The sequence below is a fragment of the Gilvibacter sp. genome (genome assembly GCF_965601605.1).
Classification (GTDB): domain Bacteria; phylum Bacteroidota; class Bacteroidia; order Flavobacteriales; family Flavobacteriaceae; genus Gilvibacter.
The window spans coordinates 69,063-88,027 of sequence record NZ_CBFCWJ010000035.1; the positions used below are offsets into that span (position 1 = coordinate 69,063).

The window sequence follows — 18,965 nt, forward strand, 5'->3', positions numbered from 1 at the left end:
AAAATCAGGCAATTACGAGTTTTTTAGAAAAATTTATCAAACGAAAACGTTTTAGTTTAATCGGGCAGTTGTGGAGTTGCTCCAAATGCCCTAGTTTAGCAATAAATGAGTACAAAAATCACTAAAGTTGGAGTGCTTACTTCTGGGGGAGATGCCCCTGGAATGAACGCTGCTATTCGTGCAGTTGTTAGAGCCTGTGCCTATAATGAACTTTCCTGTGTTGGAATCTTTAGAGGATATCAAGGATTGATTGAAGGCGATTTTGAAGACCTCGATGCACGTTCGGTAAAGAACATCATCAATCGAGGCGGTACTTTCCTCAAGTCTGCGAGATCTAAAGATTTTAGAACCGTAGAAGGACGTCAAAAAGCTTACGAGAACCTCAAAAAGGCAGAAATCGATGCCTTAGTGGTTATTGGTGGAGATGGAACTTTTACCGGTGCCTCTGTCTTTAAGGGAGAACACGACTTTCCCATAGTAGGTTTACCTGGAACCATTGATAACGATATCAACGGAACCGACTACACCATCGGATACGATACCGCGCTTAATACTGTAGTAGAGGCCATTGATAAGATCCGCGATACAGCCAACTCACACAACCGCCTATTCTTGGTTGAGGTAATGGGTCGTAATGCTGGAGATATCGCTTTGAACGCAGGTATTGGAGCAGGAGCTGAGGAAATTTTGATTCCTGAGGAAGATATGGGGCGTACCCGTTTGTTGGAATCGCTTCGTCGCAGTAAGAAATCCGGAAAGACCTCGAGCATAATTGTAGTTGCAGAGGGCGATCAGATCGGTAAGAACATCTTTGACCTCGCCAAATACATTGAAGAAAATATGAGTGCTTATGAAGTGCGTGTGACCGTTCTTGGGCACATTCAGCGTGGAGGAGCGCCGAGTTGTTATGATCGAGTTCTAGCCAGTAGGTTAGGTGTAGGGGCTATTGATGCCTTAATGAGCGGCCAACAAGATGTAATGGTTGGAATCGCTAATAGAAAAATTGTATATGTCCCATTCGCTAGAGCGATTAGCGGACAAAATGAAATAGATGTTGAACTTATTCGAGTAGCAGACATCACGTCTGTCTAAATCATAATACTATGACTAAAATTGGAATTAACGGCTTTGGCCGCATTGGAAGATTGGCTTTTAGAATCGCTGCACAAAACCCTCAAGTAGAGGTAGTAGCCGTAAACGACCTTTTGGACGTTGATCACTTGGCCTATTTATTAAAATATGACTCTGTACATGGAAAGTACGCCGGAAGCGTAGAAGTGGCAGATGGACACCTAAAAGTAGATGGTAACACCGTTAGAGTTACCGCAGAGCGCGACCCAAGTCAATTGAAGTGGGATGATGCTGGAGTAGATATTGTGATTGACTGTACCGGTATTTTTACAACCATGGATACTGCTAAGGCGCACCTAGATGCTGGAGCGAAGAAAGTAGTGATCTCTGCGCCATCTAAAGACGCACCGATGTTTGTAATGGGTGTGAACCACGATCAGGTGAAGCCAGAAGATAAGATCGTATCTAACGCTTCTTGTACCACTAACTGCTTGGCACCAATGGCCAAGGTTATCCACGATAACTTAGGAATTGTGGAAGGACTTATGACTACGGTACACGCAGCAACTGCTACGCAATTGACAGTAGATGGACCTTCGCGTAAGAACTACCGCTTAGGACGTTCAGCATTGAACAACATCATTCCTACTTCTACTGGAGCTGCGGTGGCAGTGACAAAAGTGATTCCAGAACTTCAAGGAAAACTAACCGGAATGGCTTTCCGCGTTCCTACTGCAGACGTTTCTGTAGTGGATCTTACCGTACGTACGGAAAAGTCTGCAACTTATGATGAGGTGAAGGCCTTGTTTAAAGAAGCAGCAGGCGGAGCTTACGCTGGTGTGATTGATTTTGTAGATGAGCCTGTAGTTTCTCAGGACTTTGTATCAGATGCCAACACTTGTAATTTTGACGCCAATGCCGGAATTGCATTGAATGACAATTTCTTCAAATTGGTTGCTTGGTACGATAACGAATATGGATATTCGTCAAAATTGATCGATCTTGCTGCGCATATTGCCAGCCTATAAGACTAAACTATGATATTAATTGCTGATGGAGGATCCACCAAATGTGACTGGGTCCTCCTTGACGATTCTTGTGAGAAAGTACTAAAAACCCGCACCAAAGGGTTAAATCCTGCTGTGGTAGAACCCGATGAACTCGAAAGTCGTATTCGTGAGAATACCGAGTTAGTAGGACTGTTTGCTACCGTGACAAAAGTGGATTTTTACGGTGCAGGTTGCGGTACACCTTCTCCAAGGGCTTCTCTCTATGCCGTACTTCAAAACCTATTTATGGGGGCGAAGATCAGTGTACAAGAAGATGTTGCCGCAGCCGTCTATGCAGCCACGGATGAACCTGGGATAGTTTGTATTTTAGGAACAGGGTCAAACAGTTGCTATTACGACGGTAAAAGTATCCATATGGAAGTAGATTCCTTAGGTTATGCCTTGATGGATGAGGCCAGTGGGAATTACTTCGGAAAGCGTCTAATCCGCGATTATTTCTACAAAAAAATGCCAGAAAAACTGGCCAAAGAGTTTGAGAAGCGTTTTGATCTCAATACAGATGTGATCAAGCTCAATGTGTACAAACGCCCCAACCCGAATACCTATTTAGCTTCATTTGCTGAATTTATTTTTACCAGTGAAGAAGTTAACGGTTATTTCTACAAGCTGATCAGTGAAGGAATCTTCAAATTCATAGAGAACAAAATCCTCTGTTATAAAGAGGCTCAGCATGTACCTATTCACTTCATTGGTTCCATTGCGCATTTCTCAGAAGATATCATTCGTGATTGCATGAAGCCTTATCATTTAGAGTTAGGCAATATCATCCGCAGACCAATCGATGGTTTGATTGATTATTACAAGCGTAACGAGGGCTGTAAGTAGACTACGGCTTTACGTTAAACTAATTACGGCTTAACCGTAATTGTTAAAATAGGCGATGCTTTTTAAGTATCTTCAACTTGTGATTTATTAACCAAACAACAATTCCTAATCATGAGTACTCCCAACGATACTATTTCGCTAAGCGATGCCATTAATTGGACTACCAATTGGCGCAATCAAAATCCTAATGCAGTTAAAGCCTTTTTGATCCCAAAAGACGATCTCACGGGTGTTTTAGCTGAAAATCCTGATGCCGTAAGAGCTTACTTGGCCATTGACGATAACGGAACCGAAAAACTCGTTATTGTAGGTTGCACCCATCAAATCGATGGAACTTATAAAGACAAGTTACCAGATCCAAGCGGTCGCGATAATGGCAACTATGTTTTTGACTTTACGATGCCATGCCCTCCAGTATGCGACCCATCGAGTCAATTGAACAGCTAGATTTACATGACACGGTTTTTTAAGAATCTATCGTACTTCGCTACGATTATTCTTATTATCAACGCTTTATTATTTCTTAAAAGCTTTGCTAAACAGAGCAAGGCTTTTAAGTTTTTCACCCTATACCTAATTGCTATGTCTTTAACGCAGTTAGGTATGATCCTTTTTGTAATCTTGGGGGAGCCCAACATCTTCATTTCGAGTATTTATACGGTTGTGCAGTTGATATTGCTCAGCTTATTTTATGGCGAGTTGATAAAAAACCGTTTAATCTACGTTTTTGCGGGAGTTCTTTTATGCTTCATGCTTGTTCAGTACGCTATGGATCCGAGTTTGTTCTTTAGATACAATTCTATCGGTATTTCTCTAAGTCAAGCCTTATTAATAGGCTATTCATTGATCTATTTTTACCGATCCATCAGTGCTAAAACGCCATTCATTATTGTGAATGTAGGTGTCTTTATATACTTGATTTGCAGCACGCTGATATTTGCTAGCGGTAACCTTCAATACGAATTGTCCCAACAAGGCTACTTACTCTTATTGAATTTGAACATCGTGTTCTATTTGCTCTTCCAGTGCTTAGTCACTTTTGAATGGTATACCAATTACCGAACCCGAAAAGCCACCAAAAAACTTGTTTGAGAATACGGATATTATCTCTCTGATTCTAATAGCCCTTAGCTTTTTATTGTTGATGGCTAGTGCCTTGGTGATCTTCTTTTTTCTATCGCGGAAAAAAGTCATCAATGCAGAACTTGAAAAGGCCAATATGGAGATATCGTTTCAAAAAGAGATGCTACAAGCCACCATTCTTACTCAAGAGAAGGAACGCAAACGCATAGCCCAAGATCTGCACGATGCAATTTCTTCCAAGCTAAACATTGTATCACTGAATACAAACGTGCTTTTAGAAGGCGGAGTAGAAGAAGAGCAATCCAATGAAATGCTTGCCACGATACTTCAGATTTCCAATACCACCCTAGAGAGTTCACGTCGAATAGCCCATGATCTGCTGCCTCCGGTATTGCAGAAATTTGGGTTGAAAGCTGCTGTAGAAGAATTGACTAACGATTACAACAGGGCTCATGAAGGTTTGATCCAGCTCAGCTGTGACTATGAGCCAGAATCGCTTGATTCCAAAGAAGAGCTCCATGTCTTTAGGATTATACAAGAGCTGGTCAATAATTCGTTGAAACACGGCGCGGCAACTGCAATAAGCATTTCGCTTACCAGTAATCCACCCAGTTTGTCGTATTCAGACAATGGCGTGGGCTTTGAAAACACCGCTAGTGCAGGTAAACCTGGACTGGGCATGAAAAATATTGAAAGTCGAGTGGCCCTTTTAGGGGGTCAGTCGAACTTTGAAAGTGAAGCTGGAAACGGCATCAGATTTACCCTAAATAACCTCAGAAATGGCAACTGATACAATACGAATTGGACTCGCAGACGATGAAGAGCTCTTTAGAAAAGGGATTGCTTTCATCCTAGAAAGAGAAGCTGACTTTGAAGTAGTCTTTGAAGCAGAAAATGGTCAAAAACTTCTTGATACCTTGGCTACGATGGACGATCTGCCTGATGTGGTCCTAACCGATCTTAAAATGCCTATGGTCAATGGTATAGAAGCTACAAAAGCCGTACTCAAAAAATACCCAGCAATAAAAGTCATTGCCCTGACAAGCTACAATACGCGAGGTTTTATAGCCAATATGGTAGACATCGGGGCAGCGGCTTTCCTGGTTAAAAATTCAACTCCCAAGACCGTTAAACACACCGTACGCGAAGTGGTCAAACGCGGCTTTTATTACAATTATCAAGTGATGCAAATTATTCAAGATGAATTACAAGGGGCTCCATCACGAAGTCTCAATGTTGCGGAGGAACTCACCGCTAGGGAGAAGGAGGTTTTACAACTGATCTGCGATCAACTTACCACTCATGAAATCGCGGATAAACTCTTTATAAGTCCAAGAACCGTGGAAGGACATAGGAACAACTTATTGCAAAAAACAGAATCCAAGAATGTGGCCGGACTCGTTTTGTTTGCAATTCGTCATAATTTGGTGATTCTGGATAAGGGTCTCTACTAATTTGTCATTAAATTTGTCAGTGAAACCCAAACTGACAAAAAATGAGTTTTCCATCTGTTAATCCAACAGGCACTGAGGCCTGGAAGCGTCTAAGCGAATTAAAAGCAAGCCAGCAGCAACGATTGCAAGAACTGTTTAAAGCAGACCCAGAGCGGGCAGAGCGATACAGCTTTCAATGGCAAGACTTTTATGTGGACTGTTCTAAAACGCATCTTACTGCAGAGGTGCATAAGGCTTTATTGGATCTAGCAGAAGAAGTAGATCTCAAAAGCGCAATTGCTGCACAATTCTCAGGAGAACATATCAACCAGACAGAAGACCGAGCAGTGATGCACACTGCCCTGAGGAATTTCTCCGATATGAAGCCAGAAGTCGCAGAAGTCCTTGCACAGATGAAGAGCTTTAGTAATGCGGTGGTCTCAGGCGACTGGAAGGGGCATACAGGTAAATCCATAACAGATGTTGTCAATATTGGGATAGGTGGTAGCGATCTAGGACCAGACATGGTGGTTGAGGCGTTGCGCAATCAACGCAATCACCTGAAAGTTCATTTTGTTTCTAATGTAGAAGGAGACCATGTGGTGGAATCTTTAAAGGGGCTAGATCCAGAAACAACCCTATTTATCATTGTTTCCAAGAGCTTCACCACTCAGGAAACCCTAATGAACGCTCAGACCATTCGCAAGTGGTTTTTACAGCACGCACCAGAAGATCAAATTGCTAAGCACTTTGTTGCGGTAAGTACCAATATCCCTGCGGTAAAAGACTTTGGGATTGACCCGAACAATATTTTCACCATGTGGGATTGGGTAGGCGGCCGTTTTTCTTTGTGGAGTGCCGTTGGACTGTCAATTGCTTGTGCCATTGGATATGAGCAGTACGAGGAGCTTTTAAGAGGTGCTCACGCTATGGATCAGCACTTTACGCAAACTCCTTATGAGCAGAACTTGCCGGTCACTCTTGCACTAATCTCTGTCTGGTACAACAACTTCTTAGGAGCTGAAAGCGAAGCGGTAATTCCTTATACACAGTATTTGACCAAGCTGGTTCCGTATTTACAACAAGCCATTATGGAAAGTAATGGAAAAGGTGTGGATAGAAACGGAGACGTAATCGATTACCAAACAGGAACTATTGTTTGGGGATCTACAGGAACCAACGCCCAGCACGCTTTTTTCCAATTGATCCACCAAGGAACTAAAGTGATTCCTGCGGATTTTATCGGCTTTAAAAAGGATCAGCACAATCAGAAATCGCATCAAGATGCGCTTATGGCCAATTTCATTGCCCAAACTCAGGCCTTGATGACTGGAACTGATGGACAAACCCTAGATTCTCCATTTAAGGTCTTTACGGGTGACCGTCCAACCAACACCATCCTTATTGACCAATTGAGTCCAAATTCACTCGGAAAACTCATTGCTCTTTACGAACACAAACTCTTTACTCAAGGAGTGATCTGGAATATTTTCAGTTATGATCAATGGGGTGTGCAACTTGGTAAAGTGTTGGCTAAAAACACTTTGAGCGATATTGAGTCTGTCAGTGTTTCTGATGGCCATGATGCTTCTACAGCGGCTTTATTGAGCAAATTGGCGGAGTAATTATCGGTAGTTTAATTATCTGATAATCATAAGATTAAAAAGTTTTAGAAGAAATAATATAATTTTTTTAAAATTCCACGCAACCTTTTAATGATTTGTGGACTATTTAATAACTCCACAGGTGCAGGCGCAAGCACCAAGAGTTAAGTTAGTCTGTTAAGATAAGAGCGACTGCCGCCTGGTAGTCGCTTTTACATTTCTTTATAGTACCTTCAGGCCAACTAACCAATTTCTATTCGCGGTGCGCAGACTTCTACTTCTATTTATTCTGTTCGGTTTGACAGCTTCAGCTCAAGAAACCTCGGAGCAACAAACTTCTGTTTTTGGAGATTATTATCCCATCAGTATAAAACCAACGGTTCGTTATTTGTCCAGTATGGTTGACCAGGAAGAGATCCTTTTTGATGCTAATCCGGTGGTTTATTACAGCTTTTACAACAATATGGTCAAAAACCTACAGGATGAATCTGACAAGCGTTTTAGCAGTACGTTCTACGCCAGTTTCCAACCACATATCCGCATGTATAATGAAAACTCTAGGCCGGTAAAAACGCCGTCCTATAGAGTTTTTCTTGGATTTCAATTGCTGCGCAAAACAGATGGTAACCATTTTGTGGCGGCTGCTTTAGAAACTGGACATTATTCCAACGGACAATCAGGCTGCGCTTTTGATACCAATTTAGACGATGAGACCTCGCCCTGTGATGCGATCTATGCCATGATCAATGACCAGACCAATTTGTCAGATATTCTCAATCGCGTGAATGGAAATTTCTCTACGAATTTCACGCGAGTCAGCGGAAATTTTAGATTCAACAATTTAAAAAGAGACACGCCTTATCAGGTCCATTCGTTTACCGGTTGGTATGAGCTCTGGCATAACAATATGTTCTTTGTAGCCGATATTGGTGGATACAATCCGCTCGATATTGACATTTATGGCCGCCATAGATTGGGGTTTGAATATGAATACCTGCATACCTATAAGGAAACATTGAAATACTCTGTTGGACTGCGTTTAGAAGGAATTTCAGGAGCTCATCCAAGCGTAGAACCCTTACGTGCAGAAGTGTTCGGTACTTGGTATCCTTTTAAGAGCGATTTCGGCTTCTTTGTGAGTTATATCTACGGGCACGACAATTACAATTATCGCTTCGTGGATTCTGGGAACCAGATCAGTGTGGGGGTGAGTTGGGATTGGTTTACGCCTTTTCAGATCAAACGTGCTGAAAACCTGCGCGCTAAGCAATAGTGAGGCTGCGCTAAATTTATAAATCTATACAGCACTACGCTTTAGCATTAAAGTTTGCGGTAAAGCATTTATTACCTTGCCAGCGGTTATTCCTCCCAAACAAACAACTATGCTTACTAAAGTATACGGGAGTGCCGTTTTCGGGATTGATGCTACAACAATAACCATTGAAGTTCATGTTGATAATGGTATTGGCTACCATTTGGTTGGTCTTCCAGATAATGCCATTAAAGAAAGCAACTACCGAATAGCCGCCGCTTTGTTAACCAACGGCTATAAAATACCGGGTAAAAAGCTCACCTTAAACATGGCTCCCGCTGATCTCAGAAAGGAAGGAGCGGCTTACGACCTGCCTTTGGCTATGGGCATTCTCTTTGCTACTGAGCAGATCAATACTACTAAAGATCCTGAGCAATTCATAATGATGGGAGAACTGTCTCTAGATGGTGAATTACAGCCTATTCGCGGGGCTTTGCCTATAGCCCTTCAAGCCAAGGAGGAAGGATTTACCCATTTAATTCTACCCACGCAAAATGCTGAGGAAGCTGCGATTGTCTCAGGAATAAAAGTTTATGGTGTGGAGTCACTGTCGGAGGTAATCAACTATTTTCATCAAGGGAATTCTCTAGAGGAAATCGAGGTTGACACCCAAGCGCTTTTTGCTAAACAAGCGACGGACTCTGTTCTAGACTTCTCTGATATTAAGGGGCAGGAAAGTATAAAACGGTGTATGGAAATTGCAGCTGCTGGAGGTCATAATATTCTACTTATAGGGCCTCCAGGCTCAGGAAAGACCATGATTGCCAAACGTTTGCCGTCCATTTTACCGCCCATGACCTTGGATGAAGCTTTAGAAACCACCAAGATCCATTCCGTAGCAGGTCGAACTAAGGAAACTAAAGGAATTTTAAGCAGTAGGCCATTTCGGAGTCCACATCACACCATTAGTGATGTTGCCTTGGTAGGAGGAGGAACTTACCCGCAACCGGGAGAAATTTCGCTCGCTCACAATGGAGTTTTGTTTTTAGATGAACTCCCAGAATTCAAACGTACAGTTCTGGAAGTATTGCGTCAACCACTAGAGGATCGGGAAGTATCAATTTCTAGAGCGCGATTCAATGTGACCTATCCCGCAAGTTTTATGATGGTAGCCAGTATGAATCCGAGTCCAGGTGGATATTTTAATGAACCCGACGCTCCTGTAGTAAATTCACCGGCGGAGATACAGCGGTATTTGGGACGAATATCCGGACCGCTGCTAGACCGAATGGATATGCACGTTGAAGTCAATCCAGTTGGTTTTGATAAGTTGAGCGAAACACCACCGGGTACTTCTAGCGATAAAATTCGAGATCGGGTAGTCAAAGCTAGAAAACTGCAACAACAGCGTTTTATCGAGCATCCCAAAATACATTATAATGCCCAAATGCAATCCAAAGAGATTCGTGAGTTTTGCAGCTTGGATGATACGTGTAAAAAGCTCCTGAAAGATGCTATGGACCGTTTGGGGCTTTCGGCGAGAGCCTATGATCGTATTCTCAAGGTATCTAGGACTATGGCAGATCTTGAGCAAGCTGCCAATATTCAGGAATCTCATCTATTGGAAGCCATCCAGTATCGCAATTTGGATAGACCCGGTTGGATGGGAGGTGGTTAAAAATAGGAAGCCACTAATTTTAACATCTCTAGCGCAATTGCTATTTTTGTGGCATCTTAAAAATCCATTGGGAACCCATGAAAATATTGAAGACTCCACCTCAGGGAATGCGTGAATTCACTGCCGATCAAAAGGCCATCCGCAATTACATTCAAAACGTAATTCTGGAGCATTACCAAGTCTTTGGATTCAATCAAATTGAAACGCCTTGTGTGGAGAACATCGCTTTGCTTTCTAGTGGTCAAGGTGGGGAGAATGAAAAGCTGATTTTCAAGATCTTAAAACGCGGGGAAAAACTAGCCAAAAGTACCATGGATGATTTGGCTGATCTTGGTTTGCGTTTTGACTTAACGGTTCCTCTAGCACGCTTTTATGCCAACAATATGGGCCAGTTACCCAAGGTGAATAAGTTTATTCAAATTGGAAATGTTTGGCGAGCAGAGCGTCCGCAAAAAGGAAGATACAGACAATTTACCCAATGCGATATCGACGTAATAGGAGATCCAACTTATTTGGCGGAATTGGAGCTGATCTCCGCGACTACTTCTACTTTAAAACAATTCGGTTTAGAACTTTTTGAGGTAAAGATCAACGATCGTCGTTTGCTTATGGCTATCGCCAATTACTGCGGATTTGATGAAGATCAAGCAGGTGAAGTGTTTATTATTTTGGACAAGCTTGATAAGATCGGTCTAAAAGGAATCACCCAAGAATTTGCTGCAAGTGATCTTGATCAAGGGAAATTGGATACATTTTTAAGAGTAGTCACTTCGTTTCTAGAGCATTCTTTTGAAGACTTTATTGCGGCAAATGCCGAACAAAACATAGTTCCAGATGAAATCATGAATGATTTAAAATTCGTGATAGACACTGTGAAAGCTGAAGCTGGAGCTGACCTCGATATCGGTTTTGATCTTTCCTTGGTTCGAGGAATGGGCTACTATACTGGGATGATCTTTGAAGTCAAGGTAAAAGGCTACAGTTGGTCCATAGCGGGTGGGGGACGCTACGACAAAATGATTGGTCGTTTCTTAGGTGGTAAACAACAAGTGCCGGCCTGCGGATTCTCCATTGGCTTTGAACGTTTGGCTTTGATCTTGGATGAGCAAGGATTTGAGATTCCTGATACCCGTAAGCGCATTGCACTTTTAGGAGGAAAAGACCCTGAGTCAATAAAAGCAATGCGCACTCAAGCTTCTAAATTAAGGGAAGCAGGCAATGCCGTAGTTTTAGACTACAAAGCCAAGAATATGGGCAAGCAGTTGGATGATTTCAAAGCTGCAGGATATACTGCTTTTGCTTTTGTTAATCCTGGAGAAGAATTGAAATTACGCGATTTGAATTAATCTTTTATGATTCTGGAAGGCTTACTAGTCGCGCCTATTTAATTGTATTGTCTACAATTCATTTCTAAGTTTTCAATTGTTCGTTTGAGCTGAACATCACATACTTTTATTTCTTTAGATTCGTTTTATCTGACATAAAGAGCTTTAGACCCCTTTGTTTATGGGCTTTTTAACAGATATTTTAGAATTCTGAAAGTGCTCTGGCGGAGTGAATTACCTATCTTTAACCCACTTAAAAAAAAATCAATCATGCGAAAATCATTCACACGCAGTTTGTGGTTAATCCCAGCGGCTTTGTTTTTTATTGCAACCTCTTGCAAAGAAGGCGGAAGTACAGGAGATTCTGCGAACAGCGACCTAACTCTTGAATTTGAAAAGTACGAACTGGAAAACGGTCTCGATGTAATCTTGCACCAAGACAAAAGTGACCCAATTGTTTCTATGGCCATTCAATATGCCGTAGGATCTAACCGTGAAAAGACTGGACGCACAGGATTTGCTCACTTATTTGAGCATATGTTGTTCCAAGAGTCTGAAAACGTTGGGCAGGATCAATTCTTTAAGAAAATTCAAGACGTGGGAGGAACGCTCAACGGTGGTACTTGGAAAGACGGTACTATTTATTACGAAGTTGTTCCAAAGAACGCATTGGAAAAGATCATGTGGTTAGAAAGTGACCGTATGGGGTTCTTCATCAATACGGTGACAGAATCTGCTTTTTACAATCAACAAGAAGTAGTACAAAACGAGAAACGTCAACGTGTTGACAATAACCCTTACGGACATACCGGTTGGGTTATTGATAAAAACATCTATCCAGAAGGACACCCGTATAACTGGCAGGTGATCGGAGAGTTGGTAGACCTTCAGAACGCGACTGTAGATGACGTACGTGAATTCTACGACAGATTCTATGGCCCTAACAATGCTACCTTGGTAATTGCTGGAGACTTCGATATGGAGACCATCAAGCCAATGATCGAGAAGTATTTTGGAGAGATCAAGAAGCGTCAGGAAGTAGCTCCACTAGAGCCAATGCCTGTGACTTTGTCTGAGACTAAGCGTTTAATGCACGAAGACAACTTCGCTACAGCGCCTCAGTTAAACATGGTTTATCCAACACTACAACAATACACTGATGATGCTTATGCACTAGACTTCCTTGGACAATTACTTTCTCAAGGAAAGAAAGCGCCTTTATATAAGGTATTGGTAGAAGAGAAGGAATTGACTTCTCGTACCACAGCTTTCAACAACTCTCAGGAGATAGCGGGAGCATTTAGAATTATCATAACTGCTAATGAAGGAAAGACTCTTCAAGAAGTAGAAGATGCAATCTTTGAGGCTTATGCCATGTTTGAAGAGCAAGGAGTTACAGATCGTGACATTGAGCGCATCAAAGCGAGCTTGGAAACAGACTTCTACAACCAGATCAGCAGTGTTCTTGGGAAGTCATTCAACTTAGCACAATACAACGTGTTTGCTGGGGACCCTGGATTCTACAAGAAAGATTTGGAGAACATTCAGAGCGTTACCAAAGAAGACGTGATGCGTGTTTACAACAAATACATCAAAGACAAGCCTTATGTGATCACTAGCTTTGTTCCTAAAGGAAAGCCTGAGCTAGCTGCGACTAATTCAATGGTTGCTCCAGTTGTGGAGGAAGAGATCACTGAAAATGTTACTCAAGAAATCGTGGATACTGAGGAGGAGATCGCTAAGACACCTTCTGCTTTTGACCGTTCTGTGGAGCCTGCAGCTGGAGAAGCTCCTGCATTGAGCATTCCAACTAGCTGGAAGACCGATTTAAGCAACGGTATGATGGTTTACGGTATTTCTCAGGATGAGATCCCAACCGTAAACTTCAGCTTGATCATTGAAGGTGGACACTTGCTTGATGATTTGAGCAAGAATGGCGTAGCCAACTTGATGAGTGACATCATGATGGAAGGTACAGCCAATAAGACACCACAAGAATTAGAAGAAGAGATCGAGCTTCTTGGAGCGAGCTTGAACATGTACACAACTCGTGAGAGCATTGTGGTACAAGGAAATACTTTGGTTAGAAACTTTGACAAATTGATGGCCTTGGTAGAAGAAATCCTTCTAGAGCCTCGTTGGGATGCCAACGAATTTGATCGTATCAAAACGGCTACTATTAACAGCATCAAGCGTTCTGATGCCAACCCGAATGCAGTAGCAGGGCGTGTTTGGAACAAAATGCTTTACGGTGAAGGTCACCCATTTGCTTACCCAACTAGCGGTACAGTAGAATCGGTTGAAGCGATCACTATGGAAGACCTTAAGGCCTTCTATGAGAAGAATTTCTCACCTTCGATCAGTCGTTTCTTGATCGTTGGTAAGATCGATCAAGCTCAGACCGTTGCTGCCTTGAACAGCTTAGAGTCTAACTGGGCAGCAAAGGATGTAACCATTCCAGAATTCCCAGTAGATACATCACGTGATCAGTCTACTTTAGCTTTTGTTGATATCCCGAATGCGAAGCAGTCGGTGATCAATATTGGTTATCTATCTATGGCTCGAGACAATCCAGATTTCTATCCTGCAGAAGTGATGAACTACAAATTAGGTGGATCTTTCTCTGGAAACGTAAACTTGATTTTGCGTGAAGAGAAAGGATATACTTATGGAGCGCGTTCTGGATTTAGCGGATCTAAGATTCCTGGAACCTTCAACGCGAGTTCTAGTGTAAGAACAAATACCACAGGAGAGTCGGTTCAAATCTTTAGAGATCAGATCAAGAACTACAAAGAAGGGATTGCTGCTGAGGATCTAGAGTTCACTAAGAACGCAATGGTTAAGTCTAACGCCCGTCGCTTTGAAACGCAATTCTCTTTATTGGGAATGTTATCTGAGATGAGTGCTTATGGCCTTGCTCCAGATTACATCATGCAAGAAGAGGAGATCGTTAAGAACATGACCCTAGAAGAGCACAAGGCGCTTGCCAACAAGTTGTTGGATGAGAACCGCATGCTTTATTTAGTTGTAGGTGATGCCGCTACACAGTTCGCTCAGTTCAAAGACATGGGCTTTGATGAAGTGAAGTTGGTAGACAAAAATGCAGAAGAGGTTGAATTGGAAGACGTGAAGATGTAATTCCAATCCACATAAATAAAAAGAAGGAGTCCTTTATAGGGCTCCTTTTTTATTTTTTACCTTTAGTGCGATGCGCACACCCTGGTATAAAAAAATTGGCCCTGCTACACTTATTGCAGCTGCATTTATAGGCCCTGGAACAGTGACGGTTTGCACCCTTGCGGGGGTAAATTTCGGAATGAATCTATTGTGGGCGTTGCTACTGTCTATGATCGCCACGATCATCTTACAAGAAATGGCCGCTCGTTTGGGTTTAATAACTGGCAAAGGCCTGGCGGCCGCATTACGTGCACAGATAGACAATAAGGCCTTACGCAATCTCGCTTTATTTTTGGTTTTTTCGGCTATTATTATTGGCAATAGTGCCTATGAAGCTGGGAACATAAGCGGAGGCGTTTTGGGATTGCGAGAGTTGATTCCCAATACACAATTCACCTTTTTTGGTCAACAAATGGAAAGTCTCGTACTACTCATTGGTTTGATCGCTTTTCTGCTTCTTTATATAGGTCGCTATAAAATCTTAGAGCGCGTCCTGATGGCTTTAGTATTGGTAATGAGTCTCTGTTTTTTGATCACGGCTGTCCTAACAGGGCCGGATGTACTATCACTCATCAAAGGGCTGCTCATTCCTGCAATGCCGGGGGAAAGCTTGCTCACGGTTATTGCCTTGATCGGAACTACAGTAGTACCTTATAATTTGTTTTTACACGCTGCTTTGGTCAGTGAAAAATGGTCTAATACTGATGATCTAAAATGGGTTAGACGAGACACTGTGATCGCTGTAGGTATTGGCGGTTTGGTTTCCATGGCTATTTTAGTCTGCGGAGCTGCGCTGCAAGGTATGGCAGTAAATTCTGCTGCAGATTTAGGAAAAGGATTGGAGCCTCTATTGGGTGGTTTTGCCAAATATTTTATTGCTACGGCGCTTTTTGCAGCAGGGATAACTTCTGCCATCACGGCACCATTAGCTGCGGCCTATGTGGCCCGTGGTTGTTTTGGTTGGAATGCCTCTTTGACCGATAAGCGATTTCGTGCCGTTTGGATCGCAGTATTGGTCATTGGTGTTTTCTTTGCCTTAAGCGGCAGCAGTCCGATCGCCATCATTCAATTTGCTCAGATAGCCAATGGTATCGTATTGCCATTAATTGCGATCTTTTTGCTCTGGGCAGTGAATCGTAACGGCTTATTGGGCAAGTTTGTCAATTCAACACTTCAAAACATCTTAGGCATTGCGATCATCGGGATCTGCCTATTATTAAGTGGGCGCACTCTTTATAAACTATTTCTCACATGGATGGGGTAAAACGTTCTATTGACCTCAATGCGGATGTAGGTGAGGGGATTGCTACTGAGGCCCAACTCATGCCTATGATCAGCAGCTGTAATGTGGCTTGTGGCGGGCATTATGGAGATCGAGATACCATTCTAACGACCTTAGAGCGTGCTTTGAATCACGGGGTAAAAATAGGAGCGCATCCTGCTTATCCGGATAAAGCCAATTTTGGACGAGTAGTACTTGATCTAAGTACAGAAGAGCTCACGGTTGCCATCACTCAGCAGCTTAGCCTTTTTGTAGATTGTTGTAATGAACTGGATGTGCCAATTCATCATATCAAACCTCATGGAGCGCTCTATAATGAAGCGGCGCGTGAGCGCACGGTAACTCAGGCTATTTTCAATGCCATGAACAACTTAAAGTTGAAAGTGCCAGTATATACACTCCCGGGTGGCGTGCTACAGCAAATGGCAGGAGAGCAGATAGTAACCATTTCCGAAGCTTTTGTCGACAGACGTTACCACAATAACGGCTCCTTGGTGTCGAGAAAGCTAGACGGGGCTGTAATTAAAGATCCATTGGAGGCTTGGGATCAACTGAGATCGATGATCTTTAAAGAATCCGTAAATACCTGGGAAAACGAAACTTTGACACTAAAAGCATCCACTTACTGCGTTCATGGCGATACTCCTGGCGCTCTGGAATTGCTGGAGTATATTCATGCTCAATTTGAGGCAAATAACTTAACTCTAGAGCGATGAGTACAATTAGAATCCGACCTTTTGGCAAACACACTTTGCTCATTGAGTGGCCTGCAGTAATCAGTCCAGAGATCCATGCCGAACTGCTGGCATATCGCAAGTTGGTCAAACTCTTTTCTGACCAGATTGCAGAAACGGTGATCAGCTACAATGCAATTGCCTTGCATTTAAAACCCACTCAGTCTCCGCCGGCATTAAAAAAAGAACTTGAAGAAACTCTCAGTCTAAATGAAGTGATGGTGGCAAAACCGAGCGTTCGCTGGGAGTTACCGGTCTGTTATGAGCCGCAATTGGCCTTAGACCTAGAAACTTTTTTGCATGATAAGCAACTAAGCTTGGAACATCTGATCCAAGGGCATGCCGGAGTTGATTACCATATTTATTTCTGCGGATTTTTGCCGGGCTTTATCTATTTGGGAGGCCTCAATGAAGAGTTACACCAGCCAAGGCTTTCCAATCCGAGGACCAGAGTTCCAGCTGGATCTGTAGGTATAGCAGGCTCACAAACAGGAATCTATCCGCAAGACAGTCCAGGGGGTTGGAATCTGATCGGACGTTGTCCGGTCCCCATATTTGATCCGTCGAATTCAAAACGACCGAGTCCTTTTAATGCGGGGCATTTGTTGCGATTTTTCCCAGTGACTTATAAAGAGTTCAAAGAAATAGAGAAGCAAGTAGCCAATGGCGAGTACCAGTTGACTAAAATAGAGATCCAATGATAGAGGTTCTTCAAGCAGGATTTCAAACAAGCCTCCAAGACTCTGGGCGCTTCGGCTATAGAAGTTTTGGAGTTCCGTGGAGCGGGCCTATGGACAATTATAATGCTGGTTTTGCCAGAGAACTTGTCAGAAATGATCCTAACGCCACGCTCATTGAGTTTTACCAAAGAGGTCCTGAACTGCTTTTTGCCAAAGAGGCGATAGTGGCTGTAACCGGCTTGCATTTTAGCCTAAAAATCAATGGAGAATCTAAAGAGTTATACAAAGCGCACAGAATTAAGTTCGGAGAGCGACTAGAGATCATTACCAAAGCAGCGAGTAATTTTGGTTATATCGCTATTGCAGGAGGTTTTAAAAGCGAATTGGTTTTGGGCAGTGCGTCGTATTACCCAGGCATAACAGAAAGATCGCGTTTAGAAAAAGGGCAACAACTCCAATTTCACGAAAAGGATTTACCTCAAAAACCAGCGTTATCCCGTTTGCGGAGCTTAGAGACGCTATTTGACACATCAGAGATCCCAGTACTTTTAGGTCCTGAATACGAGAAGCTTAGCGAACAACAGCGGGAGCTTTTGTGGAATACTTCTCATGAATTGGGAAGGAACATCAGCAGAATGGGGTATCGGTTTAAATCGATTCCAAACTTAAAGCTGCCAGGAATATTGACAGGTCCTGTCCAAGCAGGAACAGTACAACTTACACCCGGAGGAGAATTGATCGTTTTAATGCGAGATGCACAAACTACGGGCGGATATGCCAGAATTCTTCAGCTTTTACCTGAGGCAATAAGCATCTTGTCTCAGCAACTACCGGGAACGCGCTTAAAATTTGTGAATCGAGAGCCTTAAAGTGTTTTGTATTTCTGGTAAGCCGATTCTAATTTGGTGTCGTATTTATTCTCGGCAAAGCCTGGGCCATTATAAGCTCGTGCAAAAGCTGCCCAATCCCGACTTTTGAGATGGCGAATCAAATTGTTCTTTTCACAGAAAATACCAAAGGCTTCTAAATGCGCTTTTTCATGGGTGTACATATGTGCTACATAAGCGTCAACACTAGGGTATCCTAATAATTCATAATGAAACCCCATGATTTGAAATGCCCCATAGGAAGCGGAACAATAAGCTGCGTCGTGGACGGCATCTACATCACTCATGCCAGCGGCCTTTTCCAAACGATCGTATTCCTGTTCGCCACCTTCATAGAAGCTTTTAGTCCAAGACTTATACAATATGTTTTTGGTAAAATCGGTCACAAAATCTTCAGGATTCAAATCTCTTTTGGCCAGTTGTTTCCAAAAAATATGTCCTTCAAAAAGTATCCGTGGTCGACCATCGATCAAAAATCCCTTTCCGCTGCTTTCTACTTCATTGACCGCTTTCACAACAGCGAGTTCTAAGTTGTACTTGGCGGCAAAGTCAATAAGGTCTTGTTCTGATAAGAATTTATCATTGAAACGCGTTAGGTGCTCTTGGGCTGCAATAAGGACAGACCAGGTTTTAGGACCAACAATTCCATCAACAACTAAGTTGTTGGCTCTTTGAAAGTCCATAACTGCCTTTTGGGTGTCTAGGCCAAAGAATTCGGAGATTTTTACACGATATCCCAGTGCGACCAAGATCTCTTCTAAAAAGTGCACATCTTCTCCTTGTGAGCGGTGTCTAAGGGTTCTCATGGTAGATTTTTCTTTAAAAATAGGGGCAAAATCTTGAAGTCACAAGGGGATAAACCCT

The 18,965-nt window shown here is 42.7% G+C and carries 17 protein-coding genes; 16 read left to right on the top strand and 1 reads right to left on the bottom strand.

Translation table 11 applies throughout. The features are described 5' to 3' along the window. Positions 1-105 precede the first annotated feature (105 nt). The 16 genes from pfkA to ACSLP7_RS09870 all read left to right on the top strand — a co-directional run bounded on the left by pfkA (position 106) and on the right by ACSLP7_RS09870 (position 18,083). On the top strand, positions 106-1,092 hold the full coding sequence (gene pfkA / locus ACSLP7_RS09795; RefSeq protein WP_435579133.1) for a 6-phosphofructokinase: 987 nt from the start codon (positions 106-108) through the stop codon (positions 1,090-1,092). Between the two features lie 11 nt (positions 1,093-1,103). Continuing rightward, positions 1,104-2,099, top strand: coding sequence for a type I glyceraldehyde-3-phosphate dehydrogenase (gene gap / locus ACSLP7_RS09800; RefSeq protein ID WP_435579134.1), 996 nt, complete (start codon positions 1,104-1,106; stop codon positions 2,097-2,099). Between the two features lie 9 nt (positions 2,100-2,108). Then, entirely contained in the window at positions 2,109-2,966 is an 858-nt protein-coding gene (locus ACSLP7_RS09805; protein WP_435579135.1) for an N-acetylglucosamine kinase, read from the top strand. A gap of 111 nt (positions 2,967-3,077) precedes the next feature. Then, positions 3,078-3,413, top strand: a complete 336-nt coding sequence (locus ACSLP7_RS09810; RefSeq protein ID WP_435579136.1) for a hypothetical protein — start codon at positions 3,078-3,080, stop codon at positions 3,411-3,413. A gap of 135 nt (positions 3,414-3,548) precedes the next feature. Continuing rightward, positions 3,549-4,058, top strand: a complete 510-nt coding sequence (locus ACSLP7_RS09815; protein WP_435579137.1) for a hypothetical protein — start codon at positions 3,549-3,551, stop codon at positions 4,056-4,058. Then, complete coding sequence (locus tag ACSLP7_RS09820) at positions 4,051-4,839, top strand: sensor histidine kinase (RefSeq protein ID WP_435579138.1); 789 nt, start codon at positions 4,051-4,053, stop codon at positions 4,837-4,839. Before ACSLP7_RS09815 ends, ACSLP7_RS09820 begins: the two co-directional genes overlap by 8 nt. Then, on the top strand, positions 4,829-5,503 hold the full coding sequence (locus ACSLP7_RS09825; protein WP_435579139.1) for a response regulator: 675 nt from the start codon (positions 4,829-4,831) through the stop codon (positions 5,501-5,503). Before ACSLP7_RS09820 ends, ACSLP7_RS09825 begins: the two co-directional genes overlap by 11 nt. Positions 5,504-5,544: 41 nt before the next feature. After that, positions 5,545-7,107 (top strand): glucose-6-phosphate isomerase, encoded by a 1,563-nt coding sequence (gene pgi / locus ACSLP7_RS09830; RefSeq protein WP_435579140.1) that lies wholly within the window; start codon positions 5,545-5,547, stop codon positions 7,105-7,107. 241 nt (positions 7,108-7,348) lie between these two features. Beyond that, a complete protein-coding gene (locus tag ACSLP7_RS09835) occupies positions 7,349-8,359 on the top strand; it encodes a hypothetical protein (RefSeq protein ID WP_435579141.1) in 1,011 nt (336 codons plus the stop codon). Positions 8,360-8,468: 109 nt separating this feature from the next. Then, complete coding sequence (locus ACSLP7_RS09840) at positions 8,469-10,016, top strand: YifB family Mg chelatase-like AAA ATPase (RefSeq protein ID WP_435579142.1); 1,548 nt, start codon at positions 8,469-8,471, stop codon at positions 10,014-10,016. A 77-nt stretch (positions 10,017-10,093) separates the two neighbouring features. Continuing rightward, positions 10,094-11,362 carry a histidine--tRNA ligase gene (hisS, locus tag ACSLP7_RS09845; RefSeq protein ID WP_435579143.1) on the top strand — a complete coding sequence of 423 codons (1,269 nt, stop codon included), beginning with the start codon at positions 10,094-10,096 and terminating at the stop codon, positions 11,360-11,362. Between the two features lie 249 nt (positions 11,363-11,611). Continuing rightward, entirely contained in the window at positions 11,612-14,479 is a 2,868-nt protein-coding gene (locus ACSLP7_RS09850) for a M16 family metallopeptidase (protein ID WP_435579144.1), read from the top strand. Positions 14,480-14,549: 70 nt separating this feature from the next. Continuing rightward, on the top strand, positions 14,550-15,782 hold the full coding sequence (locus ACSLP7_RS09855; RefSeq protein WP_435579145.1) for an Nramp family divalent metal transporter: 1,233 nt from the start codon (positions 14,550-14,552) through the stop codon (positions 15,780-15,782). Then, positions 15,770-16,516: a 5-oxoprolinase subunit PxpA gene (pxpA, locus tag ACSLP7_RS09860; RefSeq protein ID WP_435579146.1), complete on the top strand. Its 747-nt coding sequence runs from the start codon at positions 15,770-15,772 to the stop codon at positions 16,514-16,516. Before ACSLP7_RS09855 ends, pxpA begins: the two co-directional genes overlap by 13 nt. Beyond that, positions 16,513-17,235 (top strand): 5-oxoprolinase subunit B family protein, encoded by a 723-nt coding sequence (locus tag ACSLP7_RS09865; protein ID WP_435579147.1) that lies wholly within the window; start codon positions 16,513-16,515, stop codon positions 17,233-17,235. The genes pxpA and ACSLP7_RS09865 overlap by 4 nt, the downstream gene beginning before the upstream one ends. Further along, a complete protein-coding gene (locus tag ACSLP7_RS09870; RefSeq protein ID WP_435579148.1) occupies positions 17,232-18,083 on the top strand; it encodes a biotin-dependent carboxyltransferase family protein in 852 nt (283 codons plus the stop codon). Before ACSLP7_RS09865 ends, ACSLP7_RS09870 begins: the two co-directional genes overlap by 4 nt. On the opposite strand, the gene ACSLP7_RS09875 is transcribed toward ACSLP7_RS09870, so the two are convergent. Continuing rightward, complete coding sequence (locus ACSLP7_RS09875; RefSeq protein WP_435579149.1) at positions 18,080-18,907, bottom strand: N-acetylmuramidase domain-containing protein; 828 nt, start codon at positions 18,905-18,907, stop codon at positions 18,080-18,082. The genes ACSLP7_RS09870 and ACSLP7_RS09875 overlap by 4 nt on opposite strands. Between the last annotated feature and the right edge of the window lie 58 nt (positions 18,908-18,965).